Source organism: Streptomyces novaecaesareae, assembly GCF_000716875.1.
Classification (GTDB): Bacteria; Actinomycetota; Actinomycetes; order Streptomycetales; family Streptomycetaceae; genus Kitasatospora; species Kitasatospora novaecaesareae.
In genome coordinates this window covers 1-16225 of record NZ_JNWQ01000069.1, presented here as the reverse complement: position 1 = coordinate 16225, position 16225 = coordinate 1, and the positions used below count along the sequence as shown (strand labels likewise).

Below are 16225 nucleotides of genomic sequence, written 5' to 3'. Positions count from 1 at the left end.
GTCGCTTCCTCAACGGTGTTGGGGCATACGGACGGTGGGCTATCCCTTGACGGCTCCCTCCTCGACGCCCTGGAAGAAGAAGCGCTGGCAGACGCCGAACACCACGACGATCGGCAGGAAGGCGATCATGGTGCCGGCCGCGATCAGCCGGGGGTTGGCGGAGAAGGTGCCGTTGAGGTACTGCAGCCCGACGGTGAGGGTGTACTTCTGCGGGTCGTTGAGCACGATCAGCGGCCAGAGGAAGTCGTCCCACGCGCCGATGAAGGTGAAGATCACGATCACGCTGAGCATGCCGCGCACGTTCGGCAGGCCGATGTGCCACAGCCGCTGCCAGACGTTGGCGCCGTCCACCAGCGCGGCCTGGTCGAGTTCGGCCGGGACGGCGGCGAAGGCGGTGCGCATCAGCAGCACGTTGAGCATCGCGATCGAGCCCGGCAGCGCGACGCCGGCCAGGGTGTCGGCCAGGCCGAGGCTGCGCACCAGCACGTACTGGGAGACGATGGTGACCTCGCCGGGCAGCACGAGCGTGGTGAGGAAGAGGCCGAGGACGAGCCTGGTGCCGCGGAAGCGCAGCCGGGCGAGCGCGTAGCCGGCCAGGGTGCAGCCGACCACGTTGCCGGTGATGCAGACCGCGGCGACGATCACCGAGTTGAGCGCGTAGGTCCACACCGGGATGGTGTCGGCGACCTTGGCGTAGTTGCCGAAGGTGGGCTGGTCGGGCAGGAAGGCCGGGGTGCTGGTGTAGACGTCCTCGGCGGGGCCCTTGAGGGAGGTGGACAGCTGCCACAGGAAGGGGCCGATGACCAGGAGCAGGACGAGCAGCAGGAGCAGGTAGCGGACGGCGGTCCGGCCGGGGGAGGGGGTGTTGAAGCCCCGGGAGCCCGGGCGGGGCTTGGCGGTCATGGCGGCCTCGGTAGCCCCGGCGGCCCCGGCGGTCTTCGTACGGACGGTGGTCACGGGATCAGGCCGCCTTCCGGTTGAGCCGCATCAGGAACAGCATCGGGCCGAGCGTGACGACGAACAGCAGCAGGCTGAGCGCGGAGGCGTAGCCGAGGTGGCCGTTGAAGCCGCGGCTGTACATCTGGATCAGCATCACCACCGACATGTCCCGCCCGCCGGGGCCGCCCTGGCCGTGGGAGAGCACGTACAGTTCGGAGAAGACGCGCAGCGAACTCACCGAGATCAGCGCGGAGATCAGGACCATGGTCGGCCGGACCCCGGGCAGGGTGACGTGCCGGAACCGGCTCACCGGCCCGGCGCCGTCCACGGCCGCCGCCTCGTGCAGCTCGGGCGGGACGTTGGCGAGGGCGGACAGGTAGATGACCATGTAGTAGCCGAGGCCCTTCCAGACGGTCAGGGCGATCGCGCTGAACAGCAGCAGCCAGCGGCCGGTCAGGAAGGACACCGGGGAGTCGGTCAGCCCGCTCTGCTGGAGCACTCCGTTGACCAGGCCGCGGTCGTCCAGCACCCAGCCCCAGATCAGCGCCACCACGACGGCGGAGGCGATCACCGGGGTGTAGAAGGCGGTGCGGAAGAAGGTGATGCCGGGGATCCTGCGCTGGACGAGCAGGGCGAGCAGCAGCGGCAGGACGGTCAGCAGGGGAAGGCAGACCAGCATGAAGACGATGCTGTTGAGCAGGGCGTCGGCGAGCTGCTCGTCGTCCAGCAGCCGGCCGTAGTTCTCCAGGCCGGTGAACTGCCCGCCGCCCAGGGGCTTGGCGTTGGTGAAGGACAGGATCACCGTGTTGACGGCCGGCCAGAGGTTGAAGACGGCCAGCCAGACGATCGCGGGCCCGGCGAGCAGCCAGGGAGTGAACCAACGCCGGTGGGTCATGCGGTGCCTTCCTGGGGCCTGAGGCCTGGGGCCTGGGGGGTGCAGGTCATTCCCGGGAGCGGCGGGTGTGCGGAACCCGCCGCTTCGCCGGTACGGCCGTCGGGCGGTGGGTCAGCCCTTGAGCAGCTTGTTGCACTGCTCGACGGCGGTGTCCAGCGCCTGCTTGGAGCTCGCGTCGCCGCTCATGGCCAGGGCGATCTGCTGGTTGACGATGGTGCTCATCGCGTCGTCGACCTGGACCGGCTGGATGAGCTTGGCCTTGGCCAGCGAGTTGAAGGCGATCACCTTGGCGTCGCCCGCGTTGGTGCCGTCGCTCCTGCTGAAGAACGGGTCGTCCGCCGAGGCCTTGGTGGAGGGGAAGATGCTGGTCAGGTGGGCGAAGGCGGCCTGGTTCTCGGCGCTGGTGACCCAGCGGGCGAGGGCGAGCGCGGCGGCCGGGTTCTTGGTGCCCTTGGGGATGGACAGGCCCTGGACGTACAGCGGCGGGGTGGCCATCGCGGGGGACGGGACGACCTTCGGCGCGAGCGTCGGGTTGTCGGTGGCGAGGCTGGTGATGTAGTTGGCGCCGGCGGTCGTCCAGGCGACGGTGCCGGCGTTGAACAACTTGGAGTTGCCGGCGTAGGTGTTGGTCAGGACGTCGTTCGGCAGCAGGCCCGCCTTGAAGGCGTCGCGGTACTTGTCGAGCAGCGCGGCGGCCTCGGGGGTGTTGAAGGTGAAGGTCCTGCCGTCGTCGGACATGATCTTGACGCCGGCGTTGTAGAAGTCGCCGATGCCCGGCTTGCGGCTCATCAGGTAGGCCTGTCCGCCGGACCTGTCCTTCATCACCCGGGCTTGGGCGATCAGTTCGTCCAGGGTGGTCGGGGGCTTCTTCGGGTCCAGGCCGTTCTTCGTGAGGAGGTCGGAACTCCAGTAGTTCACATCGGTGTTGAGGTACCACGGGTAGCCGAAGGTGCCCGGGAGGCCGGCGTAGCGGTAGGCGTCGACGCCGCCGGGGACGTACTCGTCGGCGAGCTTGGCATCGGCCTTGGCGACGTCCAGCAGGAGGTCCTTCTTCGCGAGCGGGAGGGCGAAGTCGGGCGGGAGGTTGACCACGTCGGGCAGGGTGCCGGCGGCGGCCTGGCTGAGCACCTTGTCGGAGTAGCCCTCGCCGGGCTGGTCGAGCCACTCGACCTCGACGCCGGGGTACTTCTTCTTGAAGCCGTCGATGACGCCCTGCATGTAGTCGGTGAACTTCGGCTTGAGCGCCCAGGTCTGGAGCGAGACCTTGCCCTTGACCTCGCCGGTCGCGGCCGCACTCGCCACGCTGTCGCTGTTCTTGGTGTCGCCGGAGCCGAGTCCGCAGCCGGTGAGTGCGGCGGCGGTGAAGGCCGTTGTCGTCAGTGCCGCCCAGATTCTTCGCATGAGGGTCTCCCGGTCCTGAGGGTGGGTGGGGGATCGTGCTGAGTTCGGGGGTTTTCTCTCCGACCGAAGCCGACCAAGCCTGAAACTGACCTGACTGAACCCTGACTAACTAAACCGGTCTAGCTCTGGCAGGGACTATGCTCCCGCCTAAACTTGGATGTCAAGAGAGGGGAGTCGGGTTCTGTGGGCAGACCGACGATCGCCGACATCGCCCGCCAGGCAGGTGTCTCCAAGGGCGCGGTGTCCTTCGCGCTCAACGGCCGGCCGGGCGTGAGCGAGGCGACCAGGGCCCGGATCCTGCGGGTCGCCGAGGAGATGAACTGGCGCCCGCACAGCGCGGCCCGCGCCCTCGGCGGCGCCAGGGCCGACGCCGTCGGGCTGGTGATCGCCCGCCCGGCCCGCACCATCGGCGTCGAGCCGTTCTTCAGCCAACTGCTCTCCGGGCTCCAGGCGGTGCTCTCGGCCAGCTCCGTCGCCCTGCACCTGATGGTGGTCGAGGACACCGCCGCCGAGATCGGGGTCTACCGCCGCTGGGCCTCCGAGCACCGGGTCGACGGCTTCATCGTGGTCGACCTGCAGGTCAAGGACCCGCGGCTGCCGGTGCTGGACGAGCTCGGGCTGCCCGCCGTCGTCCTGGGCGGGCCCGGCAAGGGCGGCAACCAGCTGCGGATCTGGGCCGACGACCGGGAGGCGATGCTCTCGATCGTCGACTACCTGGCCGCCATCGGGCACCGCCGGATCGCCCACCTCGCCGGGCTGCCGCACTTCCAGCACACCCAGCGGCGGATCCGCGCGCTGCGCGACGCCTCGCGCCGCCTCGGCCTGGAGGAGGCCGTGTCGGTGCCCACCGACTTCAGCGACGCCGAGGGCGCGGCCGCCACCCGCACCCTGCTCTCCCGGGCCAGGCGGCCCACCGCGATCGTGTACGACAGCGACGTGATGGCCGTCGCCGGGCTCGGCGTGGCCGGGGAGATGGGCGTCGCGGTGCCCGGGGAGCTGTCCATCGTCTCCTTCGACGACTCGGTGCTGGCCCGGATCGTCCACCCGCCGCTGACCGCGCTCAGCCGGGACACCTTCGCGCTCGGCGAGCAGGTCGCGCGGAGCCTGCTGGAGGCGCTGGACGAGGCCGGGCCGGGGCGGGACCTGCAGATGCCCACGCCGCGGCTGACCGTACGGGAGTCCACCTCGCCGCCGGAGGCCGCTGCGGGAGGTTCCGCCGCGTCCCCGGGTGCCGTGCCGCCGGGTGCAGCTTCGCCGGAGGCCGCGTCCCCGGGTGTCGTGCCGCCGGGTGCCGCTTCGCCGGAGGCCGCGTCCCCGGGTGTCGTGCCGCCCTCACCCGTCGGTGTGGTTGCTGTGCGAGTCGTTGACACGGGTGCTGAACCGGTTTAGCCTCGCTGCGCCGAGGGGGTCCGGTCGCACTGCCCGCTGTCATGTTCGTTCCATTCCCCTCGATGAGCACCGCCACGCCCGCATGCACCCGGGCCTGCCGCTGCCGGTGGGCCCGGCCCCAGCCACTCCGCTCGATCGGAGCCACCGCATGTCAAGACGTCTCCCCCTGCTGCTCACCGCCGCGCTCGCGACGGCCGCGTTGACCGCCACCCCCTCCGCCGGGGCAGAACCGAGACCGGCCGCGCCGACACCCGGCGCAGCGATACCGGCCTCGGCGCCCGCTCCTGCGGCCGGTCCGGGCAGCCAGCCCTTCGCCTCCTACTGGTACCCCAGCACCATCCTGAACTGGGACCCGGCCACCGACCCGGACGCCCGCTTCAACCGCTCCCGGGTCCCGCTCCAGCCGCGCACCAGCGACCCGGCGCTCAAGGCCAACCCCAACGCCCGTACCGGCGAAGGGAAGATCGCCTCGCTGGTCTCCTTCGGCCCCACCTCCAACAACCCCTCGCAAGGCTCCGCCGACCCCAACTACTACGCCTTCGGCTACTGGCAGTACGTCGACAAGCTGGTCTTCTGGGGCGGCTCGGCGGGCGAAGGCCTGATCCTCGCCCCCAACCCGACCGTCATCGACGCCGCCCACCGCAACGGCGTCAAGGTCTACGGCACCGTCTTCTTCCCGCCCGGCGCGTACGGCGGCCAGATCCAGTGGGTGCGCGACTTCGTCCAGAAGTCCGGCAGCCGCTACCCCGTCGCGGACAAGCTCGCCCAGGCCGCGCAGTACTACGGTTTCGACGGCTGGTTCATCAACCAGGAGACCGGCGGCGGCGATTCGACCCTCGCCGGCGAGCTGCGCAACCTCATGCAGTACACCAAGGCGCAGAGCGGCGCCGAGTTCATGTGGTACGACGCGATGACCACCTCCGGCTCGGTCAACTGGCAGAACGCCCTCACCTCGGCCAACTCGCCCTTCCTTCAGGACGGTTCGAAGCGGACCTCGGACTCGATGTTCCTGAACTTCGGCTGGTCGGCGAGCGGCCTGGACTCCTCGCGCACCCTCGCCCGCCAACTCGGCCGCAGCGCGTACGACCTCTACTCCGGCATCGATACCGAGGCCAACGGCTACAACTCCTCGGTGGACTGGAACACCCTCTTCCCGTCCGGCAAGCCGCACACCACCTCGCTGGGCCTCTACCGCCCGGAGTGGACCTGGAAGTCGGCCACCGACCGCGCCGACTTCTACGCCAAGGACGCCCGCTACTGGGTCGGCGCGAACAACGACCCGTCCCGTACCGACCTCTCGTCGAGCTGGCCCGGCCTGGCCGGCTACGTCGCCGAGTCCTCGCCGATCACCGCCAAGCCCTTCGTCAGCAACTTCAACACCGGGCAGGGCGACTTCTACAACGCGGCCGGCACCCGGGTCGCCACCGGCGGCTGGAACAACCTCTCGCTGCAGGACGTCCCGCCCACCTATCGCTGGGTGGTCGACTCCGGCGGCAGCAAGCTGACCCCGTCCGTCGACTTCGCGGACGCGTACCAGGGCGGCTCCTCGCTGCGGCTGACCGGCACCCTGGACGCCGCCAACACCGTCCGGCTGTACGAGACCAAGCTGCCGGTCGCGTCCACCACCAAGCTGGACCTGGTCGTCAGGACCCCGGCCGCCGGACCGACCAAGCTCAAGGCCGCCGTCGCCTTCGCCGACGCGCCGAACAGCTTCACCACGATCGACGTCGGCGCGGACTTCGGCAGCGGCTGGGAGCGCCACACCCTCGACCTCTCCCCGTACGCGGGCCGCACCATCGCCCAGATCGCGCTCAGGGTCGACGGCTCCGACCCCTCGTACGACCTTCGGGTCGGTCAAGTCGCCCTGTACGACGGCGCGGTGGAGAAACCGGCGGCGCCGAGCGGCCTCACCGTGCTCGGTGCGAGCGACGTGACGCCCGGCTCCAGCCAGTCACTGCGGCTGTCCTGGACGGCGGCGCCCGGCGGCAACGTGCACCACTACGAGGTGTACCGGCGCAACGCCGACGGGAGCCGGACCTTCCTCGGTGCCACGCCCAACGACGCCTACTTCGTCGGGCGACTCGACCGGGCCGGCGGCGAAGCGGCCACCACGCTGGACGTCGAGGCCGTCTCCACCACCTACGGGCGCTCCAACGCCGCCTCGACCAGCGTGAGTTGGAACAGCACGCCGCCGACGGCCGGCAACCTGGCACTCAACCGGCCGGCCACCGCCTCCGGCCAGTGCAACGCCAACGAGGGCCCGGCGAAGGCCGTCAACGGGAGCGTCGGCGGCGGCAACAGCGACAAGTGGTGCACGCTCGGGTCGGCCAAGTGGCTGGAGGTGGACCTCGGTTCGGCGAAGGCGCTGTCCAAGTTCGTGGTCAAACACGCCTCGGCGGGCGGCGAGAGCGCTTCGTACAACAGCCGCGACTTCTCCATCCAGGTCCGGTCCGGCACCAGTGACCCGTGGACGACGGTCGCCGACGTCACCGGCAACACCGCCGGGACCACCGCCCACCCGGTGAACACCACCGCCCGCTACGTGCGGCTGGTCGTCACCAAGCCGACCCAGAGCACCGATCCGGCCGCTCGCATCTACGAGTTCGAGGCCTGGGGCCAGTAGCCTCCTCCGCTGCGAAAGGACCCTTCCCCGTGCCGGTCACCACCATCACCGCCGTAGAGAGCACCGACCTGTTCGTCGGCCCCGAGGACGCCCCGCGCCAGCTCCTGCGGGTGACGATCGAGGGACCGGCCGCCGCCCGGATCACCGTCGGCGGCCCGGGCGTCCGCGGTGAGGCGACCGGCACGGGGCTGGTCGAAGTCCCGCTGGAGATCGACCCCGAGGCCCGGCCGGGCGACCGGCTCCCGGTCACCGTCCGGGCGGAGGGCGCCGTTGTGCAGGCGCTGGTCGAAGTCGCCGAACCCGGCTGGACGATGTTCCTGGTCTCGCACTTCCACTACGACCCGGTCTGGTGGAACACCCAGGCCGCCTACACCTCCCCGTGGGAGCTGCTCTCCGCAGACGCCACCACCCGCCCGCTCTGGGAGCGCAACGGCTTCGCGCTCGTCGACGCCCACCTGGACCTCGCCCTGCGGGATCCGGTGTACACGTTCGTCCTCGCCGAAGTCGACTACCTGAAGCCCTACTTCGACCAGCACCCCGAGCGCCGCGAGACCCTGCGGCTGCTGCTGGACCGCGGACAGGTCGAACTCGTCGGCGGCACCTACAACGAGCCGAACACCAACCTCACCGGCGCCGAGACCACCATCCGCAACATCGTCCACGGCATCGGCTACCAGCGCGACATCCTCGGCGGTGACCCGCAAACCGCCTGGCAGCTCGACGTGTTCGGCCATGACCCGCAGTTCCCCGGCCACCTCGCCGCGGCCGGTCTCACCGGCAGTGCCTGGGCACGCGGCCCGTTCCACCAGTGGGGCCCGATCCAGAAGAACTTCCGCGAGGCCAAGGACGACGCCCGGGTGATGCAGTTCCCGAGCGAGTTCGAGTGGATCGCCCCCGGCGGCGAGGGCGTGCTCACCCACTACATGCCGCACCACTACTCGGCCGGCTGGTGGATGGACTCCTCGCCCGACCTCGCCACCGCCGAGCAGGCCGTCTACGAGCTGTACCGCAAGCTCAAGCCCGTCGGGGCCACCAAGAACCTGCTGCTGCCCGTCGGGACGGACTACACCCCGCCGAACAAGTGGGTCACCGAGATCCACCGCTCCTGGGCCGCCAAGTACCTCTGGCCCCGGTTCGTCTGCGCCACCCCGCGCGACTTCCTCGACGCCGTCCGCGCCGAACTGGCCGTGACCGGGAGGCGGCCCAGCCCGCAGACCCGGGACATGAACCCGGTGTACACCGGCAAGGACGTCTCCTACATCGACACCAAGCAGGCCCAACGGGCCGGCGAGGTCGCGGCGGTGGACGCCGAGAAGCTCGCCACGCTCGCCGCCGTCCACGGGCTCGGCCGCTACCCGTCCGCGGCGCTGGATAAGGTCTGGCGCCAACTCGCCTACGGCGCCCACCACGACGCGATCACCGGCTCCGAATCGGACCAGGTGTACCTGGACCTGCTGGGCGGCTGGCGGGAGGCGCACGACCTGGCCGCCGCCGTCCGGGACGCGGCGCTGGACGCGCTCACCGCGCAGATCTCCACGGCGCGGATCTCCACGGCGCGGATCTCCACGGCGCCGATCTCCACGGCAGGGGAGGGGGCGGCCGTCGTGGTGACCAACACGCTGTCCTTCGACCGCAGTGATCTGGTGATGCTCGAACTCCCCGACGGCGTACGGTCGGTGAGGGTGCTGGACGATGCCGGCGAGGCCGTGTCGAGCGCCGTCGACCGGGGGACGCTGCGGTTCCTCGCCTCGGACGTGCCCGCCCTCGGCTGGCGCACCTGGCGCCTGGTGGCGGGCGACGCGGACCAGCCCTGGACGGCGGCCGAAGGCCTCGCCATCACCAACGACCGCTACCGCGTCACCGCCGACCCGGCACGCGGCGGCGGGCTCTCGTCCGTTTACGACCTGCGGCACGAAAGGGAGTTGATCCAGGACGGCCGGATCGGCAACGAACTGCGCGTGTACGAGGAGTACCCGCAGCACCCCGACTTCGGCGAGGGCCCCTGGCACCTGGTGCCCAGCGGCCCGGTCCGCGGCTCCGGGGCCTGTGCCGCCTCGGCCCGCCGGGAGACCGGGCCGCTCGGCGAACGCCTGGTGATCGAGGGGACGGTCGACTCCGTCCGGTACGAGCAGACCGTGACGCTGTGGCGCGGCCTCGACCGGGTGGACTGCCGCACCCGGGTCGTGGACCACTCCGGCGCCGACCGGCTGCTGCGGCTGCGCTTCCCGGTCCACGTCCCCGGCGGCCTGCCGGTCAGCGAGGTCGCGGGCGCGGTCGTCGGACGCGGCTTCGCGATGCCGGACGTGGACTCGGCGCAGGCGCCGTGGACGCTGGACAACCCGGCCAACACCTGGTTCGGGGTGGGAGCCACGGCGCGGGCTCTGCTGACCGACACCGCGGGGGCGGTGATCGGCTCGCGCGCCCTCGGCGTGGCGGAAGTCGTCGTCCCGACACTGGACGACGCCTCCGATGCCCGGCCGCTGGTGGTCGCCCTCGCCCGGGTCGGGGTCACCGCCACGACCTCGGGGGCGGGCTGGGCCCGGTACGGCTGGCTGGACGTGGACTCCAATCTGCCGGACTTCCGCATCCTCATCGGCGGACCGGAAGTCAACGACGCTGCACGGGAGTTGATCGATAACGCGGGTGAGGAGTACGCGGCCGCGCTCAAGGCGCACGGCGCGGTATGGGTGCCGGCACTGACCCCGCTCGCCGAGGTCTGGCGGCCGGATGCCGACCTGCGCGACCTGCGGGCGCTCCCGGCGCTGGTCGTGTCCGACCCCGCCGCCCTGGTCGACGACCTCGCCGACGCCCGGATCACCGCCGTCTGCCCCGGGCCGGTCACGGATGAACTCGCCGACCACACCGTGGCGTTGCTCAGCTTCGGCCTGCCCGGCTTCGCCGTGGACACCACCGGCGCACTGCACCTGTCGCTCATGCGCTCCTGCACCGGCTGGCCGTCCGGCGTCTGGATCGACCCGCCCCGGCGCACCCTGCCCGACGGCGCCTCCTTCCAACTCCAGCACTGGACACACGAGTTCAGCTACGCCCTGGTGAGCGGTGACGGTGACTGGCGGGACCAGACCCTGCCCGCGCAGGGCCAGGAGTTCAACCACCCGCTGTACGCGCGGATCACCCCGGCCCAGGACGGCCCACTCCCGGCCACCCTCTCCTGGCTGCGGATCGAGCCACAGCGCGAGGTGCTGCTGAGCACCCTCAAGCCCGCCGGGAACCCGATCGCGCGGGGCTCGGCGGCCCCCGTCGGGAGCGACCTCACCGTCCGGCTGATCGAGTCCACCGGCCTCGGGCGGTCCGCACAGCTCACCGGCGCCCTCGGACTGGGAGACCTGCGGTCCGCCGACCTGCTGGAGCGGCCCCTCGGCGCGGCCGACCTGGACCTCCCCGGCTCCCGGATCGCCACCCTGCTCGCCGCGCCCGGCGTCGCGGCGTCGGGCGACGCCGACGGGCCGGTCCTCGGCCCGGTCGCCGAGCCCGCGCAGCCCGTCCACGCCCGCTACTGGCTGCACAACCGGGGCCCGGCACCGCTCGGCTACCTGCCGGTGTCCGTCGGCGCCTCGCCCGGACTGCTCCGGACGGCGGGGGAGGCGGTGACGCTCTCCGTCGCCCTGTCCTCGCAGCTGCGGGACACGGCGGTCGAAGGCACGGCCGTCGTCCTGCCGCCCGAGGGCTGGGCCACCAGCCTCGGCAGCCGCCCGTACCGGCTCGCACCCGACGGTCACCTGCGCTTCCCGGTCACCCTCACGCCGCCGGCCGACGCCCGACCCGGGCTGCACTTCGCCGCCGTCCGGATCGAACACGACGGCCAGCAGATCGAGGACGTGGTCACGATCGCCGTCGGCGACCTGCCCTCGCTGCTGCCCGTCCCCGGGGACGCCCCCGAGGACTGGACGGCCGCCCAGGGCACCAAGGCCGTCACCGGCCGCGACACCGGCCTGGACGTCTCCGTCGCCGCCGAGACCCTCCGCGTCGCTCCCGGCGGCCGCGCCACCCTCGGCCTCACCCTCACCAACCGCACCCGCGGCGAGATCCGGGGCGAACTGCAGCTGGTGTCGCCGTGGGGCACCTGGGAGGCCATCGCCGACCCCGTCCGCGGCTTCGCCGTCCCGGCCGGTTCCTCGGTGGTGGTCGACTTCTCCGTGCGCGCCCCCGCGTCGACCGACCCGGGTTCCTCCTGGGCCCTCGCCAAGGTGATGTGGTTCGGCCGCTGCCAGTACGCCCCGACCGTCGCCCTGGTGGTGGAGGCATGACCCTCGGCCTGCTCGACGGACACCCCCTCCCGCGCACCGCCCTCGACCGGCGCCTCGCCGCCCTCCGGGCCGGTCCGCGCTCCACCGCCCTGCCACAGGAAGGCAGTTCGGAGGACCGGCAGCTCACCCGCTGGGTCGCCCAGGTCCTGCTCACCGAGGCCCTCTGCGAGGCGGTCGCCACCGAACGCCAGCTATCCGTCGCCGCCGCCGGCCCGGCCCGCCTCGACCAGCAGGCCGCCGTGGAACTCGGCTCCATCACCGCGGCCGCCTACGAGGGCAGTGCAGCCGTCCGCGCCGTCTACGAGGCCGTCACCGCCGACATCCAGCCCTCACCCGCCGACATCGCCCACTACCGCACCCTGACCACCCGCCCGCCGGCCACCCGCTGGTACATCGCCCTCCCCGACGGCGGCTTCGAGGCCGACCCCGACACCCTCCCGACGGCCCTCGCCGAAGCCCTCCGCACCGCCCCACCGGGCGAACAGGTCACCGTAGGCCCCTGGCAGGCGACCCTCCTCGCCACCCTTGCCGTCCCCCGGAGCCACGACCCCACCCCGGCCCTCCGCGCCGCCGCCCGCCGAGCCGCCTTCGTTCGCTGGCTCGACCGTGAACGCGCCCAACGCCTCACCCTGGTCGACGGATTGGAACACCCCGGCGACCCGGCCCAACCCGACAACCACCACCGCCACTGAGCAGCCCCCGCTATGGTCGACGCCGGTTGACTGCGGACGGCAGCGGGCGTGCGGCGGCCGTCAGCGCCGGGGCAGGGGGACGCCGGCGGAGCGGAGCTTGGCCTCGGTGAGGGCGGTGAGACGGGCCGCGATGGGGGCCTGCTCCTCGCGGTGGTTGTTGATCAGCTCGTACTGGGCGGAGGCCCTGCTCCAGGCGCGCAGGCTGGCGGGGTTGCCGAGGAGTTCGGGGTTGGCGAGGTAGTGGTCGGCCATGGCGGTGGCGAGTTCCTCGATCCTCGGGTCGTCCGGGTGCCAGGTCTCGGCTTCCCAGCCGCGCTTGGTCAGCTCGACGGATTCGGGGTCGTCCAGGCGGTGTTCGAGCTGGGTGAGGAAGCCGTCGAAGCCGTCCGGCACGAGCGCCCGGGCGAGTACCAGGGCCTCGCGTTGCGCGGCGACGTAGTCGGGGTCGAAGCCGAGGCCGGGCATGCGTTCCAGGATCGTGCAGGCGCGGTCGGGCAGGAGGGCCCGGTCGCCTGCGGCGAGGCGGTGCAGGGTGTCGCGGCGCGCGGTCAGGTCGGCGATCCGTTCGGTGAGCCGCCGTTCGACGTCGGCGAGGGTGGTGGTGAAGTCGTCCGCGTCGGCGTCGAGGAGGGGCCCGATCTCGGCGAGCGGTACTCCGGCGGCGGCGAGCGTCCGGACCTGGACCAGCCGCAGCAACTCGCCGGATCCGTACCGCCGGTAGCCGGAGCCGTCGCGCTCCGGTTCGTCGACCAGTCCGTGCCGGTGGTAGTGCCGCACCGTTTTCACGGTGACGCCGACGAATGCCGCCGCCTGTCCTATCGTCACTCCGTTCGTCATCTGCTCAGCCTGCCTGATCCTCGGCCCGTCCGCCGAGGAACACCTCGTTGACGAGTCGCTGTTGGGCGTGGTGGAAGGCGGCCGCTATGGACACGTCGGGGTCGTCCACGTAGTTCAGCCCGGCGGTGAGGGTCGTGCTGCCGTCGGGCGAGCCGTACATCAGCGCGGCCGAGCCGATGGTGGCGCCGTTGTGGTGGAAGACGGTGCCGCCGGGGCCGGTGTCCTGGACGAACACCCCCAGGCCGTAGCCGGCCTTCGCCTCCGGTGTGCGCATCTCGGCCAGCAGCCCGGCGGGCAGGAGCCTGCCGCCCATCAGGGCGGAGAAGTACGTGTGCAGGTCCCGGGTGGTGGAGATCATGTCGCCGCCGGCCGACACCCAGGAGGGGTTGTGGCGGGTGATGTCGATCGTCCTCTCCTGCCCGGCGTCCTCGTAGCGGTAGTAGCCGTGGTGGTGGGGCTCGGGGACCTCCGGCGAGGTGCCCGGCGCCACGGTGCCGGTCATGCCCAGCGGCCGTAGGACGAGCCGTTGCAGCTCCTCGGCGAACGGACGGCCGGTGACGCTCTCGGCCACCAGCCGGGCCAGCACGTAGTTGGTGTTGGCGTAGCTCCAGTCCGCCCCCGGCGCGAACCGCGGCGGCTTGGACAGCGACAGCCGCACCAGCTCCTCGGGCCGGTAGGAGTGGAACCGGTCCTCCACCCACTCCTTGCCCCGCCAGGGGACCCCGGGCTCGAACGTCCCGTCCGCGTCGAGCTCGCCGGTGTGGTTGAAGATCCCGCTGGTGTGCTGCAGCAGCATCCGTACGGTGATCCGCCGGTCGAGGCCGAACCCGGGCAGGTGGTCGGCCACGGGGGCGTCCAGGCCGATCCGGCCCTCGGCCACCAGCATGAGCACCGTGGTCGCGACGAAGCTCTTGGTGATGCTGCCGACGCGGAAGTGCCCGTCGGTCAACGGCTCGGCGTTCCCGCCCAGTTCACGCACCCCGGCGCTGCCGACCCACTCGCCCCGCCCGTCGTTCACCCGCAGCTGCACGCCGAGGACACCGGACTCGACGATCTCCTCGATCGCCTTCTGCAGCTCGGGGCGATCCGGCCCCTGGACGGAAAGGATGACGGACATGATGTTCCTCCGATGGCGCTGCGCCCGACTCGCTGTCGGGCCGCTGAGAGGAGCTTTCACCCTGCCCCAGGGTCAACCTCAACTGTGTCCCGGCTCACAGCCGCCGGGCGGACACGGGCCGGTTCGGCTGCCTGCGGACAGGATCCGGCGCAGGGCGCTGAGCAGGTAGGCGTCGTCGCCGGTGGGCGGGTGTGGGGCGCGCCAGGCGATGTGGCCGTCGGGGCGGATGAGGAGGGCCCCGGCCGGGGGATCGAAGGCTGCGGGCCGTGGGTGGACGGCGACGGGTAGGCCGGCTGCCGTGGCGGTGTCCGCCTGCCGTTGCCAGCCGGCCTCGGTGGGGGGTGCCAGCAGGGTGAAGCCGGGGCCGACCAGGTCCAGGGTGGACGAGACGCCGGGCGGCTCCGCCAGGCGCAGGTGGGGGAGTCGGGTGCCGGGCGCACCGTCGGGGTGCTCACGCTCGGGGTCCAGGGGCGGACGGGCGGGGGCGTGGGCCTGGGGAGCGGATTCCGGGCGGGCCTCCGGATCGGCCAGGACGGCCGTCGAGCGGTAGGCGGCCGTCAGCAGCAGCTCGTCGTCGATCCGGTAGCTCGTCCGCGCGCGGGAGTTGGCGAGGGAGATGTCGATGACCTGCCGGGCCACCGGGCGGCGTTCGTCCTCGTAGGTGTCCAGCAGCGGCTCGCCCGCCGTCCCGGCGACGACCGCCGCGAGCTTCCACGCCAGGTTGTCCGCGTCGCCGATGCCGGTGTTCATCCCGTGCCCGCCGGTCGGCGGCACCACGTGGGCCGCGTCGCCGGCGAGCAGCACCCGGGAGCGGCGGTAGGCGGTGGCGAGCCGGGCGTCCATCCGCCAGGTCATGGTGTCGCGGACGGTGACCGCGAGGTCCGGCAGGCCGGCGGCGTCCTTGACCAGTTCGCCCAGCTGCCGATCGTCGGTCAGGAGTGCCGTGATGTCCGCGTGCTCGGGGTCGTACGGGTGCTGGTAGATCCAGTGCCGGTCGTTGTCGACGGCCAGGAAGCCGCCGCGGCCCGGGGCGGTGAGGAAGTACGAGGCGCTGGCGCGGTCCGCCACGACCTCGCCGAGCGGCGCCTCGAAGCGGACGCTGAGGAAGTGGCCGAGGCCGACCGGCCCCTCCATGGCGATCCCGGCCGTCTCGCGGACGGTGCTTGCCGCGCCGTCGCAGCCGACCAGCCAGTCCGCGCGTACGGTGTGGCGCTCGCCGGTGGTCCGGTCTTCCAGCACGGCGTGGACGCCGTCGCCGGGCTGCGTGAAGGACAGCAGCCGGGTGGCGAACCGGACACCCTCCGGGGCGAGTTGACGTGCCCGCCGGAGCAGGATCGGCTCCAGGACGTCCTGGGAGCAGATCAGGCCGGGCGAGGGCGTGCGTTCGCTGCCGTCCGCGTCCCCGGCGGTGACGCCGTGACGGACGAAGTCCGGGTCGACGAGGTCGCGGCCCCGGTAGAAGTACACCTGTGAGGCGGGGAGCCCGGCCCGCCGGATCTCCTCCTCCAGGCCGCAGCGCCGGAAGACCTCCATCGAACGTGCCGACACCCCGCGGGCCTTGGGGTGCCGCGCGGTGTCCGGGTGCGCCTCGACGAGCAGGTGCGGCACGCCGTACCCGGAGAGCAGGACCGACAGTGTGAGGCCGACCGGGCCGCCGCCGGCGATGAGGACGGACGTTGTCGCCGGGAATTCCATTCCACCCCTCCGTAACGTCTAACGCGTTCATTTGACGTTACCATGGTGGGGAGGCGACACCCGAGACGAAGGCGACCCCATGGCAGAGACCAGGCCCGAGACCCACGGCCCCCACGGCGACAACCCCCGCGGCCTCCACTTCCTCGCCGACCTCGCCAGCACCGTCCGCGAGGACCCCGACGCGAGCGCCGCCGACCTCCAGGCGCTCCTGGAACGCCACGGCGGCCCGCCCTTCCGGCTCACCGAGGCCGACGCCCGCGAACTGCGCGAGGCCACCGCCCCCGTGATCGCCATCCTCGACACCGACGACCCCGACCGGGCGGCCGAGGCGATCAACGCCCTGCTCGACCGCCACCCGGCCCGCCCCCGCCT

11 protein-coding genes are annotated in these 16225 nt (G+C 72.1%); 5 read left to right on the top strand and 6 right to left on the bottom strand.

Annotation, left to right across the window (positions count from 1 at the left end; all coding sequences use genetic code 11):
- Positions 1-39 precede the first annotated feature (39 nt).
- From OP86_RS23910 to OP86_RS23900, 3 genes are all read right to left on the bottom strand, one after another.
- Complete coding sequence (locus OP86_RS23910; protein WP_106973499.1) at positions 40-903, bottom strand: carbohydrate ABC transporter permease; 864 nt, start codon at positions 901-903, stop codon at positions 40-42.
- Positions 904-961: 58 nt separating this feature from the next.
- On the bottom strand, positions 962-1834 hold the full coding sequence (locus OP86_RS23905) for a carbohydrate ABC transporter permease (protein ID WP_030058445.1): 873 nt from the start codon (positions 1832-1834) through the stop codon (positions 962-964).
- A 111-nt stretch (positions 1835-1945) separates the two neighbouring features.
- On the bottom strand, positions 1946-3235 hold the full coding sequence (locus tag OP86_RS23900) for an ABC transporter substrate-binding protein (protein WP_030058446.1): 1290 nt from the start codon (positions 3233-3235) through the stop codon (positions 1946-1948).
- A gap of 183 nt (positions 3236-3418) precedes the next feature.
- Between OP86_RS23900 and OP86_RS23895 the strand changes: the two genes are divergently transcribed.
- From OP86_RS23895 to OP86_RS23880, 4 genes are all read left to right on the top strand, one after another.
- Positions 3419-4624, top strand: coding sequence for a LacI family DNA-binding transcriptional regulator (locus OP86_RS23895; RefSeq protein ID WP_106973498.1), 1206 nt, complete (start codon positions 3419-3421; stop codon positions 4622-4624).
- A 148-nt stretch (positions 4625-4772) separates the two neighbouring features.
- On the top strand, positions 4773-7247 hold the full coding sequence (locus tag OP86_RS23890) for an endo-beta-N-acetylglucosaminidase (protein WP_030058447.1): 2475 nt from the start codon (positions 4773-4775) through the stop codon (positions 7245-7247).
- Between the two features lie 29 nt (positions 7248-7276).
- Positions 7277-11512 carry a glycoside hydrolase family 38 N-terminal domain-containing protein gene (locus OP86_RS23885; protein ID WP_030255099.1) on the top strand — a complete coding sequence of 1412 codons (4236 nt, stop codon included), beginning with the start codon at positions 7277-7279 and terminating at the stop codon, positions 11510-11512.
- Entirely contained in the window at positions 11509-12204 is a 696-nt protein-coding gene (locus OP86_RS23880) for a DUF7158 domain-containing protein (RefSeq protein ID WP_030058451.1), read from the top strand. The genes OP86_RS23885 and OP86_RS23880 overlap by 4 nt, the downstream gene beginning before the upstream one ends.
- 60 nt (positions 12205-12264) lie before the next feature.
- Here OP86_RS23880 and OP86_RS23875 read toward each other — a convergent pair whose 3' ends face one another.
- The 3 genes from OP86_RS23875 to OP86_RS23865 form a co-directional block, all read right to left on the bottom strand.
- Entirely contained in the window at positions 12265-13041 is a 777-nt protein-coding gene (locus OP86_RS23875; protein ID WP_030058452.1) for a MerR family transcriptional regulator, read from the bottom strand.
- A 4-nt stretch (positions 13042-13045) separates the two neighbouring features.
- Positions 13046-14158, bottom strand: coding sequence for a serine hydrolase domain-containing protein (locus OP86_RS23870; protein WP_030058453.1), 1113 nt, complete (start codon positions 14156-14158; stop codon positions 13046-13048).
- Positions 14159-14236: 78 nt separating this feature from the next.
- Positions 14237-15853, bottom strand: coding sequence for an FAD-dependent monooxygenase (locus tag OP86_RS23865; RefSeq protein ID WP_051830480.1), 1617 nt, complete (start codon positions 15851-15853; stop codon positions 14237-14239).
- Positions 15854-15932: 79 nt separating this feature from the next.
- Here OP86_RS23865 and OP86_RS23860 point away from each other — a divergent pair.
- The coding region (locus OP86_RS23860; RefSeq protein ID WP_033333127.1) for an ABATE domain-containing protein at positions 15933-16225 on the top strand (293 nt) is incomplete at its 3' end.

Coding starts and splice junctions, on each gene's coding strand:
- OP86_RS23910 (WP_106973499.1), bottom strand. CDS start 903: ATGACCGCCAAGCCCCGCCCGGGCTCCCGGGGCTTCAACACCCCCTCC.
- OP86_RS23905 (WP_030058445.1), bottom strand. CDS start 1,834: ATGACCCACCGGCGTTGGTTCACTCCCTGGCTGCTCGCCGGGCCCGCG.
- OP86_RS23900 (WP_030058446.1), bottom strand. CDS start 3,235: ATGCGAAGAATCTGGGCGGCACTGACGACAACGGCCTTCACCGCCGCC.
- OP86_RS23890 (WP_030058447.1), top strand. CDS start 4,773: ATGTCAAGACGTCTCCCCCTGCTGCTCACCGCCGCGCTCGCGACGGCC.
- OP86_RS23880 (WP_030058451.1), top strand. CDS start 11,509: ATGACCCTCGGCCTGCTCGACGGACACCCCCTCCCGCGCACCGCCCTC.
- OP86_RS23875 (WP_030058452.1), bottom strand. CDS start 13,041: ATGACGAACGGAGTGACGATAGGACAGGCGGCGGCATTCGTCGGCGTC.
- OP86_RS23870 (WP_030058453.1), bottom strand. CDS start 14,158: ATGTCCGTCATCCTTTCCGTCCAGGGGCCGGATCGCCCCGAGCTGCAG.
- OP86_RS23865 (WP_051830480.1), bottom strand. CDS start 15,853: ATGGAATTCCCGGCGACAACGTCCGTCCTCATCGCCGGCGGCGGCCCG.